Below are 20518 nucleotides of genomic sequence, written 5' to 3' on the forward strand. Positions count from 1 at the left end.
GGATCCCCCGATGACCGAGGCCCTGCAGCCGCCCCAGAACGCCCTCTCGCTCACGCCGCCCGAGCCCGTCGCCGCCGTCGCGACGACCTCGGCGCCGTCGATCGCGCCGAAGGTCCCCGAGCAGGCGCTGCCCGGCCTCGAGGCGAAGGTCGACGGCTATCTCGCGTCGCTGATGTCGGCCGAGGCCCGCAGCCCCGAGTTCGCGGCGAAGGCCAACGACATCCGCACGATGGGCGACGCCGACATCCGCTCGGCCGCCGACTCCTCGAACCGACTGCTGAAGACGCCCGTGCGGGCGCTGCAGGAGGGCGGGCTCTCCGAGGGCTCGACCATCGGCAAGACGCTGCTGGAGCTGCGCCGCACGGTCGAGGACCTCGACCCCTCCGAGGACAACATCCAGAAGAAGATCCTCGGCTTCATCCCCTTCGGCAACAAGATCACCGACTACTTCCGCCGCTACGAGAGCGCGCAGTCGCACCTCAACGCGATCATCCAGGCGCTCTACGACGGCCAGGACGAGCTGCGGAAGGACAACGCGGCGCTCAACCTGGAGAAGCAGAACCTCTGGGACACGATGACGCGCCTCAACGAGTACATCTACGTCGCGGAGCGCCTCGACGTGAAGCTGTCGGCGAAGATCGCCGAGCTCGACGCGACCGACCCGGACCGCGCCCGGGCGCTGCGCGAGGACGTCCTCTTCTACGCGCGGCAGAAGCACCAGGACCTGCTGACCCAGCTGGCCGTCTCGATCCAGGGCTACCTGGCGATCGACGTCGTGATCAAGAACAACGTCGAGCTGATCAAGGGCGTCGACCGCGCGACCACGACGACCGTGTCGGCGCTGCGCACGGCGGTCATCGTCGCGCAGGCGCTCGCCAACCAGCGGCTCGTGCTCGACCAGATCACGGCGCTGAACACGACGACCTCGAACATGATCGAGGCCACCTCGCGGATGCTCGCCGAGCAGTCCGCGAGCATCCAGTCGCAGGCGGCGTCGGCGACGGTCGGGCTCCCGCAGCTGCAGGCCGCGTTCGCGAACATCTACCAGACCATGGACTCGATCTCGGACTTCAAGATCAAGGCGCTCGACAGCATGGCGCAGACCGTCGGCGTGCTCCAGGTCGAGACCGCGAAGGCCGGCGAGTACGTCGAGCGGGCCCGGCGCAGCAACTCCGACATCGACGCGGCCTCCTCGCTCGATCTCGGCCGCTAGCCGATGGGCTGGCTCTCCCGCCTGTTCGGCGGCACCGAACCGGTGCCGGAGGAGACCGCGCCCGCACTCCCGCGCGTGCCGTCCAGCGACGACATCCTCGCCGCGCTCGACCGGGTCGCCGCGGAGACCGCGGGCAAGGTCCCGGCGATCGTCGCGGCCCGCATCCGCCGGGTCGACGAGACGGTGCGCGAGATGGTGCCGCGCCTGGACCGCCTCGGCGGGATGAGCCGGCAGGGCCACACCGTCGTCGCGACCGCCACCAGCTACCTGCCCGAGGCGGTCGAGGGCTATCTGCGCCTGCCGCGCGACTTCGCCGACCGCCGCGCTGTCTACAAGGGGAAGACCTCGCTGATGATCCTCTGCGACCAACTCGACCTGCTCGGGGGCACCCTCGACCGGATCTCCGACGCCGTCTCGCGGCAGGACGCCTCGGCGCTGATCGCGCACGGGCAGTTCCTCGCCGAGAAGTTCACGGAGTCGTCGCTGTCGAGCGGGCTCGACGCGCCGGCCGCTCCGACGACGCCCACCGCCCCCGGCTCGCTGACCCCGCCGAGCGCCTCGTGAGCACGCTGCCGGCGTCGCTCGACGCGCTCGTCCTGGTCGGATCCGCGGCCGGGCTCGACGGCGCCGCCGTGCGCGCCGAGGGCGCCCGGCTCGCGGCGGCGGTCGCGGAGTCGATCACCGGGGCGGGGCAGCACTGGCTCGCCGAGACCGGGACGACCGGCGGCCTCGAGGCGTTCTTCACCGCGGCGTCGAGCGCCCGGCGCTGGCGCAGCTCGCCGACCGATCTGCTCGCCGGGCTGGTCGCGGCGCGGTCGGAGCAGGCCGGGGCGTACGCGCGGGCGCTGACCGAGGTCGTGTCCGCGGCGAGCGCGCTGGGGGAGCCGGGCATCGGCGGGATCGCGGCGGCGTCGGCGACGGCGGCGGCGCAGCTGGGCGCGGTGCAGGGAGCGGCGGCTTCGCCGGCCGGCTCCTCCGCGCCCGAACTCCCGCGCGACCTTCCCGCCGGAGTCCCCGGCGTCGACGAGATCCTCGCGCGGCTGCGGCGGACCGAGCACGACGGGCCGCAGGACGAGCCGGGGCCGGTCGCCGCCGCGCCGCCCGCCTCTCCCGCGCCGGAAGCCGAGCCCGAGCCGGTCGAGCCGCCCGAGGCGATCGAGGACCTGCTCGCCGAGCTCGACGCGCTGATCGGCCTCGACCGGGTGAAGAGCGAGATCAAGCGGCAGACCCAGCTGCTCCGGATCGACACCCTGCGCCAGGCCGCGGGGCTGACCACGCCGACGCTCACCCGGCACCTCGTCTTCACCGGCAACCCCGGCACCGGCAAGACCACCGTCGCGCGGCTCGTCTCGCGCATCTACCGCTCGCTCGGCATCCTCTCGAAGGGCGTACTCGTCGAGGTCGACCGCTCGGAGCTGGTGGCCGGCTACCTCGGCCAGACCTCGATGAAGACCGCCGAGGTGATCGCCTCGGCCCGCGGCGGCGTGCTCTTCATCGACGAGGCCTACGCGCTCGCGCTCGACCAGTACGGCGCGGAGGCGGTGACCACCCTGGTCAAGGACATGGAGGACCACCGCGGCGACCTGGTCGTCATCGTCGCGGGCTACTCCGGGCCGATGCAGGGCTTCCTCGACACCAACCCCGGGCTCGCGAGCCGCTTCTCCACCACCATCGACTTCGCGGACTACAGCGACGAGGAGCTCTCCGCGATCTTCGCGCGCCTCGCCGCCGCCGCCGATTTCACCCCGACGGAGGAGGCGGTCGCCGCCTTCGCCGACGTCGCCGCGGCGCAGGAGCGCACCGAGGCGTTCGGCAACGGGCGCTGGGTGCGCAACGTGCTCGACGCGGCCATCGCGCGTCACGCCTGGCGCCTGCGCGACACCGAGGAGCCGACGCTCGACGAGCTGCGGACCCTGGAGGCGGAGGACGTCGTGGAGGCGGAGCTGCCGGACGCGGAGTCCCCGGCAGCGGAGTCCGAGACCGACGCATCGACCGAGGAGATCGCATGAGCATCGCCACTGCCGCGCCGCCGGCTCCGCCCGCACCCGCGCAGACCGCGCCGGCCGCTCGGCGGCCGAACCTCCTCGCCCGCGCGACCTCGACCACTCCGCGCACCCTCCGCCTGCTGCTGGTGCTCACGGCGCTCGCCGCCGTGCTGTTCGGTGTCTTCGCCCAGCAGGCCGCGTCGCTGCAGGCGCGCGCCGCGCAGGAGGCCCGCGAGCAGGCCGCCCAGCTGATCGGCGTGCAGGACGTGCGGAATCTGCTCGTCGACGCCAACGCGATCGCGGCGAACACCTTCCTGGTCGGCGGACTCGAGCCCGCGGAGCAGCGGCAGACCTACGTGGACAACCTCGCCGGCGCGTCCTCGCGGATCGCCCAGCTCGCCGCGACGCAGCCCGACGACGCCGAGACCCTCGCCAAGGTCGCCACCAAGCTGACCACCTACAGCGGGCTGATCGAGCAGGCCCGCGCCAACAACCGGCAGGGCTTCCCGGTCGGCTCCGCGTACCTCGACCAGGCCTCGGCGCAGCTGACCGATTCCGAGAAGGGGATCCTCACGGATCTCAACGGGCTGGTCACCCGCGGGGCGGACCGCGTCGCCGCCGCCTACGACACCGTGCGCTTCAGCGTGCTGCTGCTGATCGGCTCGCTCGCGATGCTGCTCCTGCTGATCGCGGCGCAGGTCTGGCTGGCGCGGCGGACGCACCGCTACCTCAACCGCCCGCTCGCCACCGCGACCGGGCTGCTGCTGCTGGTCGGGATCGGCGGCGCGCTCCTGCTCGGCTCGATCGCGGGGCGTGCGGCGGCGGTGCGCGCCGAGCCGTACCAGGCGACGCTCGTCGTCTCGCAAGCGCTCACCGCGGCGAGCGACGCGAAGTCGCTGGAGAGCTTCACGCTGATCAAGCGCGGCTCGGGAGCGGCCCTCGAGGCGGAGTTCCAGGCGGCGGCGAAGGACGCGGGGGACCGTCTGCAGGCCGGGGTCGACGACGGCATCGTCGACGGGGCGCTGCTGACGGAGCTGAACGCGTGGCTGGACCTGCACGCGGCGATCCGCGATCAGGACGACGGCGGGAACTGGGACGACGCGGTGGACCTCGCCACCGCCACCGGGGACGGCACCGCCAACGGCGCGTTCACCGCTTTCGCGAACGACGCGCGCACGGCGATCGTCGACGACACGACCACGACCCGCACCGAGCTCGACGACGGGAGCGCGACCGCCTCGATCGCCTCCTGGATCCTGCTCGCCGCCGGACTGGTGGGCGCCCTGCTCGCCTGGCGCGGCGTCGCGCAGCGACTGGAGGAGTACCGATGACCCGCCTCAGCACCCTGCGCACGGGCGCCGTCGCGCTTCTGCTCGGCACCGTGCTCGCCGTCTCCGGCTGCACCAGCGGCGCGAGCGACCTCGGCAGCATCACCGAGGCGACCACGCCGACCCCCACGGCGTCCGCGCCGTCGACCGCCGCTCCGGCCACGGCGGAGTGCTCGCCCTCGGCGGTCACCTCCTACGCGCCGACCGGCGTCACCGACAGCACCCGGCTCGCCCAGATCCGGGACCACGGGAAGCTCCGCGTCGGCGTCTCCGCCGACACTTTGCTGATGTCCTCCCGCAACCCGCTGACCGGCGAGATCGAGGGCTTCGACATCGACATCGCCCGCGAGATCGCCGGCGCGATCTTCGGCGACCCGACCGCGATCGAGTTCGTCGTGATCACCTCGGCGCAGCGCCTGCCCGCTCTCAGCGGCGACGCCGCGACCCCGCAGGTCGACCTGGTCGCCCGGACGCTGACGATGACCTGCGATCGCTGGGACAGCATCGCGTTCTCCTCCGAGTACTACGCCGCGGGGCTGAAGGTGCTCGTCTCGGAGAAGAACAAGGCCAAGAGCATCGACGAGCTGGCCGGCGCGAGGGTCTGCGCGCCGCGGAGCACCACCACTCTCAGCCGGCTCGAGAGCGACTACCCCGACGTGGAGGCGGTCGCCGCCGACACGCACACCCAGTGCCTCGCGCAGTTCCAGGAGGGCTCCGTCGACGCCATCGCCGGCGACGACACCATCCTCGCCGGCTTCGTCGCGCAGGACCCGTACGCCAAGGTCATCGGCGACCAGCTGAGCTCCGAGCCCTACGGCCTCGGGATGCCGGCCGGCGACACCGACTACGTGCGCTTCGTCAACGCGGCGCTCGAGAGCATCCGCGCGGACGGCCGCTGGCAGAGCATCTACCAGCGCTGGCTCGGCGATCTCGGCACGGCGACGCCGCCCGCCGCCGTGTACGGGCGCTGATGGCGGCCGGGACGAGCGCGCAGGGGGTCTCGGGGGCGGGCGTCTCGGAGGGGACGCCCGTCGCTCCGGGGCGCCTGGGCGAGGCGATCCCGCAGCGTGCGCTCTTCGACTACCTCGCTCAGCTCGGCCGCTGGCTGGAGCGGACGACCCGCGAGCTCTCGCGGCTCGACGCCGCCGCGCTCGCCTCGCCGCAGGCCGACAGCTACACCGCCGACGTCGTCCTCGCGCAGTCGCTGCGCGAGTCGGTCACCCGGCGGCTGGCCGAGCTCGAGGTCGTCTGGGACTCCGGCCGCGTCGACACCGTCGCGCGCGAGCGGATGTCGCAGCTGATCTGGGGACGGCTGGACTCCTCCGGCTCGGGCGGGAGTGCCGCCGTCTCGCTGGTCGAGGCCGTCCGGCTCTGCGACGCCGTCATCGGCCAGCTGAAGTCGCGCCTCGAGCTCGACCCGAGCGGCACCGACGTCGCCGGCCGGATCGTCGGGGTGCGCGCCGAGATCGAGCGCTGCCGCGACCTCACCCGCGACGCGCGCGGCACCGTCGACCAGGCCGCCGCCCAGCGCGTCGCGGTGCTCCGCTCGCGGCTGGACGCCCTCGCCGAGAAGGCCGGCCGCGGCGCCGACGTCTCCGGCCCGCTCGGCCAGCTGGAGAGCGACTCCGCCCGGCTGGAGCGCGACCTGATCATCGCCGCCTCCGAGCGCCGCGGACTCGAGCACGACCGGGTCCGCGCCCGCGAGCTGGCCGCCGCCGCGGAGCTGCGCGAGGCACCGCTGCGCGAGCTCGTCGCCCGCTGCCGCCGCGAGATCGCGGATCCGCCCCGCCTCGCGGTGCCCGACGTCTCGCGCCTCGGCGAGCCGCCGACCGGCCGGGAGGCGCTCGACGCGCACCTCGCCCGCCTCACCGCCGTCGGCCGGGCGTTCGACGCCGTCGAGGCCGCCTACACCTCGCCGCTACGCGAGCGGGCCGCCCTCGGCTTCCGGCTGCGGGCCCTGCGCGAGCGCGCCGCCGCCAACGGCCGGGCCGCGTCGCCCGTCGGAGTCGCGGCCGACGCCGAGGTCCGCGCCGCGCTCGACGCGGTGCCCTGCTCGGTGCCGCTCGCCCGCCACCTGGTGGAGCAGTACGACGTGGTCACCCGCGACCTGCCCACCGCCCCGTCTCCCTCGCACCACCGGAAGGCCAGCTCATGAACGGCGACCCCTGCACCTCGACCCCGGGCTGCACCGGCGTCATCGAGGACGGCTACTGCAACGTCTGCGGGCTGCCGGCGGAGGCGCCGGCCGTCGCGGTGTCCGCTCCCACCGCGCGCCGCCCCGCTCCCGCGGCCGGCCCCGCGCCGGCCACCGCCTCCGCCGCCTTCGGCACCGGCTTCGCCGAGGGCGCGCCGAACGCGCAGGCCCCCGTCGGATCGAGCACCGAGGAGGCGGCCACCGCCCGCAGCGGCCGCACCTCCTCCGCCCGCCTCGCGACCGCCGCGCTCGGCTCGGCCCGCACGGCGCAGACCGGCTCGAAGACCACCCGCCGCGTCGGCACCACCTCCACCCGCCTGCGCGGGCCGCGGCTCGGCGCCGGGCTGACGACCGTCCCCTCGCGCCCCGCCGCCGATCCGATGGCCGCGCTGATGAAGGAGGCGGTGCTCCCCGAGCGCAAGCGCTTCTGCTCCAACTGCGGCACCGCGGTCGGCCGCGGCCGCGACGGCAAGCCCGGCCGCACCGAGGGCTTCTGCCCGAACTGCCGCACCCCGTTCAGCTTCACGCCGCAGCTCGCGAAGGGCGACGTCGTCGGCGGCCAGTACGAGGTCGTCGGCTGCCTCGCCTACGGCGGTCTCGGCTGGATCTACCTCGCCCGCGACCGCAACGTCTCCGGCCGCTGGGTCGTGCTCAAGGGCCTGCTGAACTCCGGCGACCCGGACGCGTACGCCGCGGCGGTGACGGAGCGGCAGTACCTCGCCGAGGTCGAGCACCCGCTGATCGTCGAGATCTACAACTTCGTCCTGCACGAGGGCGCCGGCTACATCGTGATGGAGTACGTCGGCGGGCCGAGCCTCAAGCAGATCCTGCAGGAGCGCCGCGACGCGAACGGCGGCTCCGCGGATCCGCTGCCCGTCGACCAGGCGCTCGCCTTCGTCCTCGAGGTGATGCCCGCCTTCGCCTATCTGCACGACCACGGGCTGCTCTACTGCGACTTCAAGCCGGACAACATGATCCAGGTCGGCGACCAGGTGAAGCTGATCGACCTGGGCGGCGTGCGCCGCGCCGACGACGAGGAGTCGGCGATCTACGGCACCGTCGGCTACCAGGCGCCCGAGGTGCCCGAGCTCGGGCCGTCGATCGCCTCCGACGTCTACACGATCGGGCGGACGATCGCCTCGCTCGTCCTCGACTTCCGCGGCAACCAGACCACCTACGTCGCGTCGCTGCCGCCGGTGTCCGAGACGCCGCTGTTCCAGAAGTACGACTCGTTCTACCGGCTGGTCGCGAAGGCCTGCGCGCCCGACCCTCAGGACCGGTTCGCCACCGTCGACGAGATGCGCGGGCAGCTGCTCGGCGTGCTGCGCGAGGTCGTCGCGACCGACCGCGGGCCGGGGCACCCCGCGCTGCACTCGACCGAGTCGGCGCTCTTCGAGGCGCCCGTCGCCGACGTGGTCGACCGCCCGCTGCCCTGGGACGCCCTGCCGGGGCTCAAGACCGACGAGTCCGACCCGGCCCGCGCCTGGCTCGCGGGCGTCAACGTCGCCGACCCGATCGTCCGGCTGCGCGCGCTCGCGCTCGCGCCGACCGTGACCGTCGAGGTGCGGCTCGCTCGGGCCCGCGCAGCGATCGAGGCCGAGCGCTGGGAGGACGTCGCCCGCGCGACCGGCGAGATCCTCACCGAGGACCCGTGGGAGTGGCGCGCGGTCTGGATGAGCGGGCTGGCCCAGCTCGCCCGCCATGACGACATCGGCGCCCGCGCCTCGTTCAACACCGTCTACGGTCAGGTGCCGGGCGAGCTCGCCCCCAAGCTCGCGCTCGCCGCGGCCTGCGAGTCGAGCGGCGAGCCCGAGGTGGCGGAGTCGCTCTACGTGATCTGCGCCCGCGCCGACGCCAACTACACCGCGCCCGCCGCCTTCGGCCTCGCCCGGGTCCGGCAGCACCGGGCCGACCTCGACGGCGCGCTCGACGCGCTCGACATCGTCACACCGACCCGCTCCTCCTACGTCGACGCCCGCCGCCGCCGCGCCGAGCTGCTGGCCGGCTCCGGCCGCGGACTGCCGGCACTCTCCGCCGCGCTCGCCAGTGTCGACACGGTGGCGATCGACTCGCGCACCCGGCTCGAGCTGACGACGGGGGTGCTGGAGTCGGCGCTCGAGCTGGTCCGCCGCGACGGGCCCGCCGAGGGCGCGACGATCGGCGGGATCGACGCCACCGAGCCCGCCCTCCGGGACGGCCTCGAGACGTCGTACCGTTCGCTCGCGGCCGCCACCCGCGAGAAGGAGGAGCGCCTGCGCCTCGTCGACCGGGCGAACGCCGTGCGCCGCTGGACGCTGACGTGAGCGGGGAGAGCGACGTGAGCGGGGAGAGTTCCGTGAGCGCCGAGCTGTCGACACCCTGCCCGAACTGCGGCGAGCCGGTCTCCACCGGGGACGCCTTCTGCGAGGCCTGCGGGACGACGCTGATCGTCCCGGCCGCCGCGGCCGCACCGCCCGCCGCCGGGTCGGAGGAGCCGACCGCCTGCCTGCACTGCGGGGGAGCGATCGCCGACGACGGCTACTGCGAGCAGTGCGGTCAGCGCGCGCCGACCGAGCGCGAGCACTGGGCGGAGGCGCCGCACCCGCTGGTCGGCGGGGTCTGCGACCGCGGTATCCGGCACGCGGCCAACGAGGACGCGATGGCGCTCGGCGCGACGGCCGGCGAGGACGGCGGCCTGCGGACCGCGCTGCTGGTGGTCTGCGACGGCGTCTCCTCGACCCCCGACTCCGACACCGCCTCCCTCGCCGCGGCCCGCGCCGCGCTGAGCGCGCTGCGCAGCGAGGTCGGTGGCGAGGTGCACGGCGCCGAGCGCTGGGGCGCGCTGCTGCAGATGGCGGTCGCGCGCGCCTCCGGAGCGATCGACGCCGCGGTGCCCGAGAAGCGCGACAACCCGCCCTCCTGCACCTTCACCGCCGCGATCCTCGACGGCGCGCTGCTGGTCACCGGCAACGTCGGCGACAGCCGCAGCTACTGGATCCCCGACGCGGGCCCCGCCCGGCAGCTGACCGTCGACGACTCCTGGGCGCAGGAGCAGATCGCCTCGGGCGTGCCCCGCACCGAGGCCGAGTCCGCGCCCGACGCGCACGCGATCACCAAGTGGCTGGGTGCTGACGCCCACGACGAGTCGCCGACCCTCGCCTCCACCGTGCTCGACGAGCCCGGCTGGGTGCTCGTCTGCTCCGACGGCCTCTGGAACTACGCCTCGCCCGCCGACGATCTCGCGACCGTGCTGCACGACGCCGTCGCCCGCGTCGGCGACGACCCCGTCGCGCTGGCGGAGGCGCTCGTCGCCTGGGCCAACGAGCGCGGCGGCCAGGACAACATCACCGCTGCCTTGGCGCGCTTCGCCCCTGCGGCGGAGGCTGCGCCGCCCCCTTTCATGCTGATCGAGTAGGCCGCGGAGCGGCCGTATCGAGATCCCCCCGCCGTGCCGCTCCGTCCATCCGAGGTGCCGGTGCCTGGACACATCCGCTCCCCGCGTCCGCGCCGTCCCCGCCTACCCTCGACCCCATGAGCATCGCCGAGTCGCCCGCCACCTCGCTGTCCACCGTCGGCCACTGGATCGACGGCGCAGCCTCACCCTCGTCGTCCGGCCGCACCGCGCCGGTCTACGACCCCGCGCTCGGTGTCGCGACCAAGGAGGTCGCGCTGGCCGACGCCGCCGAGATCGATGCGGCCGTCGCCTCCGCCAAGGCCGCGTTCCCCGCCTGGCGCGACACCTCGCTCGCCAAGCGCCAGCAGATCGTCTTCAGGTTCCGCGAGCTGCTCGAGGCCAAGAAGGGCGAGCTCGCCGAGATCATCACCTCCGAGCACGGCAAGGTCCTCTCCGACGCGATGGGCGAGATCACCCGCGGTCAGGAGGTCGTCGAGTTCGCGACCGGCCTCGCGCACCACCTCAAGGGCGAGTACTCCGAGCAGGTCTCGACCGGCGTCGACGTCTACTCCGTGAAGCAGCCGCTCGGCGTCGTCGGCATCATCAGCCCCTTCAACTTCCCCGCGATGGTGCCGATGTGGTTCTTCCCCATCGCGATCGCCGCCGGCAACACGGTGGTCGTGAAGCCGTCCGAGAAGGACCCGTCGTCGGCGATCTGGCTCGGCGCCCTCTGGAAGGAGGCCGGTCTCCCCGACGGCGTCTTCACCGTCCTGAACGGGGACAAGGTCGCGGTCGACGGCCTCCTCGAGCACCCGGACGTGAAGTCGATCTCCTTCGTCGGCTCCACGCCGATCGCCCAGTACGTCTACGAGACCGGCACCCGCAACGGCAAGCGCGTCCAGGCGCTCGGCGGGGCGAAGAACCACATGCTTGTGCTGCCCGACGCGGACCTCGACCTCGTCGCGGACTCCGCCATCAACGCGGGCTTCGGCTCGGCGGGGGAGCGCTGCATGGCGATCTCGGTCGTCGTCGCCGTCGAGCCGGTCGCGGACGAGCTGATCGCGAAGATCCAGGAGCGCGCCGCGACCCTGCGCATCGGCGACGGGCGTCGCGGCTGCGACATGGGACCCCTGGTCACCGAGGCGCACCGCGACAAGGTCGCCTCCTACATCGCGATCGCGGAGGAGGACGGCGCGAAGGTGGTCGTCGACGGCCGCGGCGTCGAGGTCGACGGTGACGAGAACGGCTTCTGGCTCGGCCCGACCCTGCTCGACGACGTCCCGATCACCTCGAAGGCCTACACCGAGGAGATCTTCGGACCGGTCCTCTCCATCGTCCGGGTGCAGTCCTACGAGGAGGGCGTCGCGCTCATCAACAACGGCGCCTTCGGCAACGGGACCGCGATCTTCACCAACGACGGCGGGGCGGCCCGCCGCTTCCAGAACGAGGTCGAGGTCGGGATGATCGGCATCAACGTGCCGATCCCCGTGCCCGTGGCGACGTTCTCGTTCGGCGGCTGGAAGTCGTCCCTGTTCGGCGACACGAAGGCCCACGGCGCGGAGGGTGTGCGGTTCTTCACGCAGCAGAAGGCCATCACCTCGCGCTGGCTCGACCCGTCGCACGGCGGCATCAACCTCGGCTTCCCGCAGAACTGAGCCGGGCCGCGAGATGCCACTTATGAGCGACTTCTACGGCGTGTCCTGCTCATAAGTGGCATCTCGCGGGGCCACCGCACACCGACCATCGCAAGGTCGAGCGCAACCGGCGAATCGCGTGTCAGCGATTCGTCGTGGGCGGACGTGCGTCTCTCTGCGGGGCGTCCCCCTCTCGCTCGGCCGACCGCGGCCGATCGACGACGGAGGAGGAGACCGGCGCCGAGAAGCACAGCGCCAGCCAGAGCTCCGTCCGAGCATCGACGTCATCCAGGTCGACACCCAGCGCCCGCTCGACAGCCGCGACGCGGTTCCGCAGCGTGTGCCGGTGCACGCCGAGCTCGCGGGCGGCCGGCTCCCAGGCGCCGTTGCAGCGGAGCCAGACGCGGGCGCTCTCGAGCAGCACGCCGCCCTCGGGGCTGAGCAGCGGCGCGAGCAGCCGCCGCGCGAGCGGCTCGGCACCCGCCGCCGTGAGCAGGCCGCGCATCCCCTGCGCCGACACGTCCTCGAAGCGGAGCAGCGGATGCTCCGCCGTCGCCCGGTCGGCCGCGCGCCGCGCCTCCACCAGCCCCCGCTCCAGCTCCGACCAGGCGATCGGCGCCGAGGACCCCGCCTGTGCAGTGTGCCGCTCCAGCACCCCCGCGATCAGTGCCAGATCCTCCGCACCCGTGATCACCACGAGGGCTCCGTCGCGCTCGGCGAAGAACAGCCGCGCCCCGTTCTCCTCCGCGAACACCTCCAGCTCGTCGAGCAGCGAGTCGCCGCGCACCGGCTCGCTCAGCACGCTCACGCGGACCGGCTCGGCGGGCAGCGTGCCCCAGAGCTGCCGCGCTGTGCGGGCCGCGACGTCGAAGGCCCCGGCGCCGAGCAGCTCGAGCAGACCCGAGCGCAGCTGCCGCCGCGAGGTGTCGAGGGCGCGCCGCTGCTCGAGGGCGATGCTCGCGAGCCCGATGACGCTCGCCACCAGGTCGTTGCCGGCCGGATCCAGGGGAGTGCCGGTGCCGACCGCGAGCACCCCGCGCAGGTGGTCGCGCTGCCCGAGAGTCTGCAGGGTGACGCCGCCGCCGTCGTCGAGGCGGAGCCCCGCGCGGCTGCCCCGCGCGAGCGCCTGGCGCACGGCCGCGGCGACCGAGCGCTCCGCCGCCTCCGGCACGTCGAGCCGGGTCGGCAGGTGCACCCGCTGGCCGACCGCGTCGTAGAGCGCGACCCAGCAGTCCAGCTGGCGCTCCAGCTCCGAGAGGATCGCCGCGAGGCCGTCCGGGCGCAGCGCCGCCCGCGCGACCCGGCGCTGCGCCTCCAGCGACCACTCCAGTCGCTCGCGCTGCTCGCGCGAGATGACGTCCGCGACGAAGCGGATGATCCCCATGAACGGCGTCAGATCGGCGACCTCGAGCAGCGGCAGCCCCTGCCGCGCGCAGGCCGCGACGAGGGGAGCGGGCACCTCGTCGTGCACGATGCCGGTCGCGAAGCCGAGGGCGCGGATGCCCCGGCCGCGCAGGCGCGCGACGTACGCCTCCGAGAAGTCGGCGCCCTGCGTCCCGGGAGCCTGCTCGAAGTGCACCCCGTCGGTGAGCAGCAGCTGCCCCGACTCGAGCCACGGCGTCGGATCGACGAGGTCGGAGGAGTGCGCCCAGACCAGTGGAGCGTCGAGGGCCGCCTCGTCGTGCACGCCCGCGAGGACGTGGAGGCGGAAGGCCGGCTCGGCGAGCAGATCGCGGACGGTCGCGGGCACGGGCGGCTCCCTCGGGATTCGACGTTCTGTCCATCGTAGGGCGGTGGCTTCGACAAAGCGGGCCGCCCGCGACGGGCCCCCGCGCGGCACGATGGAGGCATGACGCTCTCGGACACGACCTCCTCGGACACGACTCCCACCGGCAGCACCAACGCCTCCGTCACCGCCGCCGACCGCTCACGGGTCTTCCACTCCTGGTCCGCGCAGGGCGCGCTCAACCCGCTGCCGATCGCCGGCGGCCTCGGCGCCGAGGTCTGGGACGTCGACGGCACCCGCTACCTCGACTTCTCCAGCCAGCTCGTGAACGTCAACATCGGCTACCAGCACCCCAAGGTCGTCGCCGCGATCCAGGCGCAGGCCGCCGTGCTCACCACCGTCGGCCCGGCCTTCGCGAACGAGACCCGGGCGGAGGCGGCGCGTCTGATCACCGAGCGCGCGCCCGAGGGCTTCGAGAAGGTCTTCTTCACCAACGGCGGCGCGGACGCCAACGAGAACGCGATCCGGATGGCGCGCCTCTACACGGGCCGCGACAAGATCGTCTCCTTCTACCGCTCGTACCACGGCAACACCGGGGCCGCGATCGTCTCCACCGGAGACTGGCGCCGCATCCCCAACGAGTACGCCCGCGGGCACGTGCACGCCTTCGGTCCCTACCTCTACCGCTCCGAGTTCTGGGCCGAGACGCCCGAGCAGGAGTGCGAGCGCGCGCTGCACCACCTCGAGCGCGTCGTGCAGGCCGAGGGCCCGGAGTCGATCGCGGCGCTGCTGCTGGAGACCATCCCCGGCACGGCAGGCATCCTGACGCCGCCGCCCGGCTACCTCGCCGGCGTGCGGGCGCTCGCCGACCGCTACGGCATCCTGCTGATCCTCGACGAGGTGATGGCCGGCTTCGGCCGCACCGGTGAGTGGTTCGCGTTCGACGCCTTCGACGTCCGGCCCGACCTGATCACCTTCGCCAAGGGCGTCAACTCCGGCTACGTGCCGATCGGCGGCGTCCTCATCGACGACCCGATCGCGCACCACTTCGACGAGCGCGTCTTCCCCGGCGGGCTCACCTACTCCGGCCACCCGCTCGCCGCGGCCAGCGTCGTCGCGACCCTCGGGGCCATGGCGGAGGAGGGCATCGTCGACAACGCGAAGACCATCGGCTCCGAGCACCTCGCCCCCGGCCTGGCCGCCCTCGAGGCGAAGCACGATCTGATCGGCGAGTTCCGCGGCTCCGGCGTCTTCTGGGCGCTCGAGCTCGTCACCGACCGCGCCACCCGCGAGCCGCTGCCCGCCGCCGCCGTCGGCCGCCTGAAGGCCGACCTGCTCTCCCGCGGCCTCCTGCCCTTCACCGCCGACAACCGCATCCACGTCGTCCCGCCCGCCGTGGTCACCCCCGCCGAGGTCGCCCGCGGCCTCGCGATCCTCGACGACGCCCTGACCGCCTTCAGCGGCTGACCGGCTCCCCCTGCTGATCGAGCAGCCCGCGCAGCGGGCCTTCCAGCTGATCGAGCAACCCGAGCAACGGGCGCTTCTCATGCTGATCGAGTAGCCCGCGGAGCGGGCGTATCGAGATCCACCGTCCTGCAGAGGCCGGGTCTCGATACGCCCCTCCGGGGCTGCTCGACCACCATGCATCTCTCCCCGACCATCGGCCGGCGGTCCTCCGAGCCACCCGGCCACGCACGAGCCGTATCCGGGAATCCGCGTGCCAGCGGATTCCCGTCGGCGAACGCGAGACGCTCCATGGAACGCGCGCGGCACTCCGCCGACCGCGAGACGCCGCTCTGCGGCGTCTCAGGAAATGGAATGCAGCGCGAACGCCGTGATGAATCCGAGGACGGCGTACAGCCCGGTCAGCACATCGTCCCGGTCGAACGCCTCCGGGATCATCGTGTTCGAGATCATCGCGAGGATCGCGCCCGCCGCGACCGTGGTGACGAACGCCACGACCGCTCCGGGCGCGCTCGCGAACACGAGGAAGCCGACGAGCGCGGCGATCGCGGACAGTGCGGCGATGCCGCCCCAGACGGTGAAGACGTAGCGGGCGGAGCGCCCGTCGGTCTTCATCCCGACGGTGGAGGAGAGCCCCTCGGGCAGGTTCGAGATCGCCACGGCGGCCACGATCGGCACGCTGATCGCCGCTCCCGCACCGCCCTGCGCCACGGAGAGGCCGAGCACGATCGACTCGGGGATCCCGTCGATCAGCGCGCCCGCGGCGATGGCGGTGCCGCCGCCCGCGGAGCCGGAGCCCTTCGCGCTCTTGCGATTCCCGGCGCCGGCGCGGGTGAGCAGCGCGTCCGCCCCGACGAAGACCACGGCACCGGCGAGCGTGCCGAGGATCGTCGGCAGCAGTCCGCCGTCGTCGGCCGCCTCCTGCACCAGCTCGTAGGCGAGCGCCGAGATGAGCACGCCCGCGCCGAACGCCGAGATCGCGGCGGTCAGCTTGGGTGGGACGCGGACGAACCAGGCGAGCGCCGCTCCGACGAGGAGGGTCGCTCCGCCGATGGCGCCGCTGAGCAGCGCGAGGGACCAGGGAGGCACGGCGCCCAGCCTGCCAGGCGGAGGCGGGCCGCGGACCGGGGTTGACGGAGCTCGGGCACGCGCGGCTGAGCGCGCTCATGCTGGTCGAGTAGCCCCGGAGGGGCGTATCGAGACCCACCGTCGCCAGCACGGTGGGTCCAGGGGCTCGTCCTCCGACATGGCCTTCTCAGCACCGCTCCGAGACGTACCCCTCGTCGCCGGGCGTCAGCAGGTCGCGGTCGCGCAGCAGCACGCCGATGCCGTCGCCGCGTGCGCACGCCCGCGCGAACACCGCGTCCGCATCGTCGACGTCCGTGTACTCCACCTCGTAGACCCGCTCGCCGTAGACGTCGGTGTAGGCGTCGCACTCCGTGAACACCTCGCACTCCTCCGTGATCGCGAAGTCGAAGCCGAGCGCGCGCATCTCCTCCGCCCGCTCGGCCGCGTTCTTCTGGCCGATCGCGAGCCCGGCCCGGTGTGCGGCGTCGACGAGGTCACGCGCGAACGCCGCCGTGTCGTCGTCGGTCAGCAGCCCCTCAGAGCGGGTGGCGGAGTCGAGGTTGTCGGCCTCGACGGCGTCGAAGCCGCTCTCGGCGCAGCCCTCGAGCCACGGCCCGACCGCCTCGAGCAGCGCCTCCCGCTTCGCCGCCGTCGACACGTCGAGGAGCGTCTCGTCCGGCCAGTCCGGATCGGTGATCGGCTCCCCGTCCGCGTCCCGCAGCAGCAGCTCGGGCCGCGACTCCCACTCCTCCTCCTCGCCGGGCTGCGTCTGGAAGGCGTTGACGTAGCAGACCGAGTACACGCCGGGCGCGGGCTCGGCCTCGCGGTCGCGGACGACGAGCTCGACGCCGTCGGCCGGCGGGTAGCTGCCGCCGAGCTGGTAGTCGAAGCCCGCGCCCGCCGGGGGAGGGGCCGACTGCCCGACGGTTGCTGCGCATCCGGCGAGGAGAAGGGCGGTCGCGGCCAGGCAGCACAATAAACTGGCCGAATGGCGGAGTTCAGCGCGAGTGTCTTTCAGAACGAGTTCCTCTCGGACGGCGCGACGGATGTGCACGCGATCGTGACGGTGACCGCCTCCGGCACCGGCGCGGCCGGCAGCGACGGAGCGGCCGCCGAGATCATCATCGTCGACTGCTCGGGGTCGATGACCGGCGAGAACATGACCGCGGCCAAGCGCGCCGCCGCCGTGGCGGTCGACCAGATCCTCGACGGCACCTTCTTCGCCGTCGTCGCCGGCTCCGAGCGCGCCGACCGCGCCTTCCCGTACCCGAACGCCTCCGTCTCGATGGTGCGGATGGAGCCGGGCGCCCGGGCTGCCGCGAAGGAGGCCATCGGCTTCCTCCAGGCCGACGGCGGCACCGCGATGGGCACCTGGCTGACCCTCGCCCGCCAGCTCTTCTCCAGCGTCCCCGAGGCGAAGCAGCGGCACGCCATCCTGCTCACCGACGGCAAGAACGAGCACGAGTCGCGGATGCAGCTCGACGCGGCGATCCGCGCGGCCGGCGGCGTCTTCCAGTGCGACGTCCGCGGCGTCGGCTCCCGCTGGGTCGTCGAGGAGGCGCGCACCATCGCCAGCGCGCTGCTGGGCACCGTGGGCCTGATCGCGAACCCGGCCGACATGGCCGCCGACTTCGAGCAGCTGATCCAGGCGTCGATGGGCCGCGGTGTCGCCGACGGCGAGCTGCGCGTCTGGACCCCGCAGGGCTCGCAGCTGCTCTTCGTCCGCCAGGTCGCGCCGAACCTCGAGGACCTCAGCTCCCGCCGCACCTCGGTCAACCCGCTGACCGGCTCCTACCCGACCGGCGCCTGGGGCGACGAGTCGCGGGAGTACCACGTGGCCGTCCGCGTCGCCTCGAAGCCGGTCGGCGCCGAGCAGCTGGCCGCCCGCGTGCAGCTCAGTGTGCGCGACGAGGTCGTCGCCTCCGCGCTGGTGAAGGCCCGCTGGACGGACGACTCCGCACTCACCGCCCGGATCGACCCGGCGGTCGCGCACTACACCGGCCAGACCGAGCTCGCCTCGGCGATCCAGGACGGCCTCGCCGCGAAGGCCGTCGGCGACGACGCCACCGCGACCGTGAAGCTCGGCCGTGCCGTGCAGCTCGCCGCCGCGACCGGCAACGACGAGGCGACCGCGAAGCTGCGCAAGGTCGTCGAGATCGACGACCCGAACGAGGGGACGGTGCGGCTGAAGCGCGGCGTCGCGCGCCTGGACGAGATGGCGCTCGACACCGCGTCGACGAAGACCACGCGGGTGCGCAAGTGAGCTACCGCTGCCCGGAGGGGCACACCTCCCAGTCCGGCGACTACTGCGACGTCTGCGGTGCGCCGATCGCGCCCGCAGCGCCGTCCGCCCCCGCGCCCCGCGCCGCCGACCCGACCACGGCGATCCCGACCGGTCCCGCCGTCTGCCCGAACTGCTCGTACCCCAACGAGGCCGGCGCGCTGTTCTGCGAGAACTGCGGCTACGACTTCACCACCGGCTCGCTGCCCGAGGCCGACCCGTTCACCGAGTCCGGCGCCGTCCGTGCACCCGGCGAGGTCGGCGGCTCCGCCACGCCGGCCGGTGATCCGACCGCCCACCTGGGCGAGGCGCCCGCGCCGGCCGCTCCCGGTGCGCCGCCCGCGCTCGTCCCGGAGGAGGAGGCCGGCTTCGACGTGCCCGTCGCCACCGCGCCGCCGACCGCGCCCGCCACGGAGGTCCTCTCCGAGGTCACCGGGAGCACGCCGACGGCAGCACCCGCCGCCCCCGCGGCTGCGGAGGAGGACGACCCCTGGATCGCCGAGATCTGGGTCGACCCCGACTGGTACGCGGAGCAGCGCGCCGAGGACCCGATGCCCTCCGGCGGCCCGCCGACGATCGTCGTGCTCCGCGAGCGCTCCCTGCTCGTCGGCCGGCCCTCCGTCTCGCGCGGCATCTCGCCGCAGATCGACTGCGGCACCGACTCCGGCGTCTCCCGCCGCCACTGCCAGCTCAACACCGACGGCTACCGCTGGTGGGTCGAGGACCTGCAGTCCGCGAACGGCACCTACCTCGCCGCGGCCGGCGCCCCGCTCCCGCAGACCCCGATCCCCACCGGCCAGCGCCGCGAGATCGAGGAGGGCGACCGCGTCTACGTCGGCGCCTGGACCCGCATCGTCCTCCGCCAGGCCCTCCCGGGCGAGGCCTGACCGGCCGCTTGCATGCTGATCGAGTAGCCCGCGCAGCGCGGGCGTATCGAGATCCACCGTCACCGAGAGCTGAGCCGTCGGGCCTGCGTTCTGAAGTCGGTGGGTCTCGATACGCCGCTGCGCGGCTACTCGACCAGCATGTCTGCGGGCGCCTCTTCCCAGTAATCCACCGTCACCGAGGCCTGAGCCGCCGGGCTCACGTCAGGGAGGGGTGGGTCTCGATACGCCGCTGCGCGGCTACTCGACCAGCATGCAAGGCGGCCGTTGCGCGGCTGCTCCACCAGCATGTGCGGTGGCGGCTGCTCGGCCGGCGGGGGATCCGCTCAGCGGCCGGCGAGCATCCCGAGCATCCAAGAGAGGGCGGCGACGGCGCCGACGCCGACGACGCTCGAGCCGATGATGACGGCGCGGCGGAGGCGGACGGCGCGGCCGTCGGGAGCGGTCGCCGCATCCAGCCCGGAGGGGGAGGACGCGGTCATGCCCGCGCGCAGCCGGTGCGCGACCTGGTCGGCCGTGGGCCGCTTCGCCGGGTCGCGCTCGGTCATCGAGGTGAGCAGCGCGCGCCAGGATGCGGGCAGCGTCGCCGGGACGACGGGGGAGCGGTTGAGGCGCGCGATCGCGGCCTCGAGGACGGTGCCGGAGTACTCGCGGTGCCCGGTGATCGCCTCGAGCAGCACGAGGCCGAGCGAGAAGACGTCGCTGGCGCCGCTGATCGGCTCGCCGGCGACCTGCTCGGGGCTGACGAAGCTGGCGGTGCCGATCACGATGCCGTCGCTGGTGAGGCGCGAGCCGTCCATGAAGTGGGCGACGCCGAAGTCGGTGAGCTTGGCGGTGCGGGCGTAGCCGCTGGAGGCCACCTCGCTGACCAGGATGTTCGCGGGCTTCACGTCGCGGTGCACGACGCCCCGCTCGTGCAGGTAGGCGAGCGCCTCGGCCAGCTGCGTGCCGATCGCGGCGACCTCGTCCGGCGCCATCGGGCCGGGCTCGAGCCGCGCCTCGAGGGTCGGGTCGGCGACGAGCTCCATCACGACGTAGCGGCGCACCTCGCCGCCGAAGTTGTGCAGGCCGGCGTCGAAGAGGTTGACGATCCCGGGGTGCGCGAAGGAGCTGAGCATCCGCACCTCGCGCTCCTGGCGGGCGACGTCCTCGGGATTGGAGGCCTCGGCGCGGAAGACCTTCACGGCCACTTCGCGCTGCACGGTCTCGTCGCGGGCCCGGTACACCGAGCCCATCCCGCCGGAGCCGATCCGCTCGATCAGGTAGTAGCGACCGGCCACCCGCTGCTGGGCGGCATTGGCGGCGATGGTGCTCACGACGACCCGCCTTCCGCTGGAGCGGAGTGCTCCGTGGCGCTCAGGACGAGCA

The 20518-nt window shown here is 73.7% G+C and carries 16 protein-coding genes; 12 read left to right on the plus strand and 4 right to left on the minus strand.

Translation table 11 applies throughout. The features are described 5' to 3' along the window. Positions 1-10 precede the first annotated feature (10 nt). The 9 genes from MT350_RS01230 to MT350_RS01270 all read left to right on the plus strand — a co-directional run bounded on the left by MT350_RS01230 (position 11) and on the right by MT350_RS01270 (position 11748). Positions 11-1213, plus strand: a complete 1203-nt coding sequence (locus tag MT350_RS01230; protein ID WP_123444926.1) for a toxic anion resistance protein — start codon at positions 11-13, stop codon at positions 1211-1213. Between the two features lie 3 nt (positions 1214-1216). Then, positions 1217-1777, plus strand: coding sequence for a hypothetical protein (locus MT350_RS01235; protein WP_243615275.1), 561 nt, complete (start codon positions 1217-1219; stop codon positions 1775-1777). Continuing rightward, on the plus strand, positions 1774-3222 hold the full coding sequence (locus MT350_RS01240) for an AAA family ATPase (protein WP_243615276.1): 1449 nt from the start codon (positions 1774-1776) through the stop codon (positions 3220-3222). Before MT350_RS01235 ends, MT350_RS01240 begins: the two co-directional genes overlap by 4 nt. Next, a complete protein-coding gene (locus MT350_RS01245; protein WP_243615277.1) occupies positions 3219-4529 on the plus strand; it encodes a hypothetical protein in 1311 nt (436 codons plus the stop codon). Before MT350_RS01240 ends, MT350_RS01245 begins: the two co-directional genes overlap by 4 nt. Beyond that, on the plus strand, positions 4526-5497 hold the full coding sequence (locus MT350_RS01250) for a glutamate ABC transporter substrate-binding protein (RefSeq protein WP_243615278.1): 972 nt from the start codon (positions 4526-4528) through the stop codon (positions 5495-5497). Before MT350_RS01245 ends, MT350_RS01250 begins: the two co-directional genes overlap by 4 nt. Then, a complete protein-coding gene (locus MT350_RS01255) occupies positions 5497-6681 on the plus strand; it encodes a hypothetical protein (protein WP_243600484.1) in 1185 nt (394 codons plus the stop codon). The genes MT350_RS01250 and MT350_RS01255 overlap by 1 nt, the downstream gene beginning before the upstream one ends. After that, positions 6678-9023, plus strand: coding sequence for a serine/threonine-protein kinase (locus tag MT350_RS01260; RefSeq protein WP_243615279.1), 2346 nt, complete (start codon positions 6678-6680; stop codon positions 9021-9023). Before MT350_RS01255 ends, MT350_RS01260 begins: the two co-directional genes overlap by 4 nt. 32 nt (positions 9024-9055) lie before the next feature. Next, positions 9056-10114 (plus strand): PP2C family serine/threonine-protein phosphatase, encoded by a 1059-nt coding sequence (locus MT350_RS01265; protein WP_243615280.1) that lies wholly within the window; start codon positions 9056-9058, stop codon positions 10112-10114. A 116-nt stretch (positions 10115-10230) separates the two neighbouring features. Beyond that, on the plus strand, positions 10231-11748 hold the full coding sequence (locus MT350_RS01270) for a CoA-acylating methylmalonate-semialdehyde dehydrogenase (RefSeq protein WP_243615281.1): 1518 nt from the start codon (positions 10231-10233) through the stop codon (positions 11746-11748). Positions 11749-11869: 121 nt separating this feature from the next. Here the strand turns inward: MT350_RS01270 and MT350_RS01275 are convergent, their stop codons facing one another. Beyond that, the gene (locus tag MT350_RS01275; RefSeq protein WP_243615282.1) at positions 11870-13477 is read right to left on the minus strand and encodes a PucR family transcriptional regulator; all 1608 of its coding nucleotides are present in this window, start codon (positions 13475-13477) and stop codon (positions 11870-11872) included. A gap of 99 nt (positions 13478-13576) precedes the next feature. Between MT350_RS01275 and MT350_RS01280 the strand changes: the two genes are divergently transcribed. Next, complete coding sequence (locus MT350_RS01280; protein ID WP_243615283.1) at positions 13577-14920, plus strand: aspartate aminotransferase family protein; 1344 nt, start codon at positions 13577-13579, stop codon at positions 14918-14920. A gap of 339 nt (positions 14921-15259) precedes the next feature. Here MT350_RS01280 and MT350_RS01285 read toward each other — a convergent pair whose 3' ends face one another. Together MT350_RS01285 and MT350_RS01290 are read right to left on the minus strand one after the other, a co-directional pair. Beyond that, positions 15260-16006: a ZIP family metal transporter gene (locus MT350_RS01285; protein WP_243615284.1), complete on the minus strand. Its 747-nt coding sequence runs from the start codon at positions 16004-16006 to the stop codon at positions 15260-15262. A gap of 166 nt (positions 16007-16172) precedes the next feature. Beyond that, the gene (locus MT350_RS01290) at positions 16173-16961 is read right to left on the minus strand and encodes an endo alpha-1,4 polygalactosaminidase (RefSeq protein WP_243615285.1); all 789 of its coding nucleotides are present in this window, start codon (positions 16959-16961) and stop codon (positions 16173-16175) included. A 12-nt stretch (positions 16962-16973) separates the two neighbouring features. Between MT350_RS01290 and MT350_RS01295 the strand changes: the two genes are divergently transcribed. Continuing rightward, positions 16974-18248: a VWA domain-containing protein gene (locus MT350_RS01295; protein ID WP_127885848.1), complete on the plus strand. Its 1275-nt coding sequence runs from the start codon at positions 16974-16976 to the stop codon at positions 18246-18248. Then, positions 18245-19153 carry an FHA domain-containing protein gene (locus MT350_RS20315; RefSeq protein WP_243615286.1) on the plus strand — a complete coding sequence of 303 codons (909 nt, stop codon included), beginning with the start codon at positions 18245-18247 and terminating at the stop codon, positions 19151-19153. The genes MT350_RS01295 and MT350_RS20315 overlap by 4 nt, the downstream gene beginning before the upstream one ends. 323 nt (positions 19154-19476) lie before the next feature. Here MT350_RS20315 and MT350_RS01305 read toward each other — a convergent pair whose 3' ends face one another. Next, complete coding sequence (locus tag MT350_RS01305) at positions 19477-20466, minus strand: serine/threonine-protein kinase (protein ID WP_243615287.1); 990 nt, start codon at positions 20464-20466, stop codon at positions 19477-19479. Positions 20467-20518: the final 52 nt, after the last annotated feature.

Source organism: Rathayibacter sp. VKM Ac-2928, assembly GCF_022815545.1.
In the GTDB taxonomy this organism is placed as follows: domain Bacteria; phylum Actinomycetota; class Actinomycetes; order Actinomycetales; family Microbacteriaceae; genus Rathayibacter; species Rathayibacter festucae.

Excerpts from the sequence above, each read along its gene's own strand:
- MT350_RS01250 (WP_243615278.1), top strand. The coding sequence starts at position 4,526 with ATGACCCGCCTCAGCACCCTGCGCACGGGCGCCGTCGCGCTTCTGCTC.
- MT350_RS01255 (WP_243600484.1), top strand. The coding sequence starts at position 5,497 with ATGGCGGCCGGGACGAGCGCGCAGGGGGTCTCGGGGGCGGGCGTCTCG.
- MT350_RS01235 (WP_243615275.1), top strand. The coding sequence starts at position 1,217 with ATGGGCTGGCTCTCCCGCCTGTTCGGCGGCACCGAACCGGTGCCGGAG.
- MT350_RS01295 (WP_127885848.1), top strand. The coding sequence starts at position 16,974 with ATGGCGGAGTTCAGCGCGAGTGTCTTTCAGAACGAGTTCCTCTCGGAC.
- MT350_RS01270 (WP_243615281.1), top strand. The coding sequence starts at position 10,231 with ATGAGCATCGCCGAGTCGCCCGCCACCTCGCTGTCCACCGTCGGCCAC.
- MT350_RS01260 (WP_243615279.1), top strand. The coding sequence starts at position 6,678 with ATGAACGGCGACCCCTGCACCTCGACCCCGGGCTGCACCGGCGTCATC.
- MT350_RS01230 (WP_123444926.1), top strand. The coding sequence starts at position 11 with ATGACCGAGGCCCTGCAGCCGCCCCAGAACGCCCTCTCGCTCACGCCG.
- MT350_RS01245 (WP_243615277.1), top strand. The coding sequence starts at position 3,219 with ATGAGCATCGCCACTGCCGCGCCGCCGGCTCCGCCCGCACCCGCGCAG.
- MT350_RS01280 (WP_243615283.1), top strand. The coding sequence starts at position 13,577 with ATGACGCTCTCGGACACGACCTCCTCGGACACGACTCCCACCGGCAGC.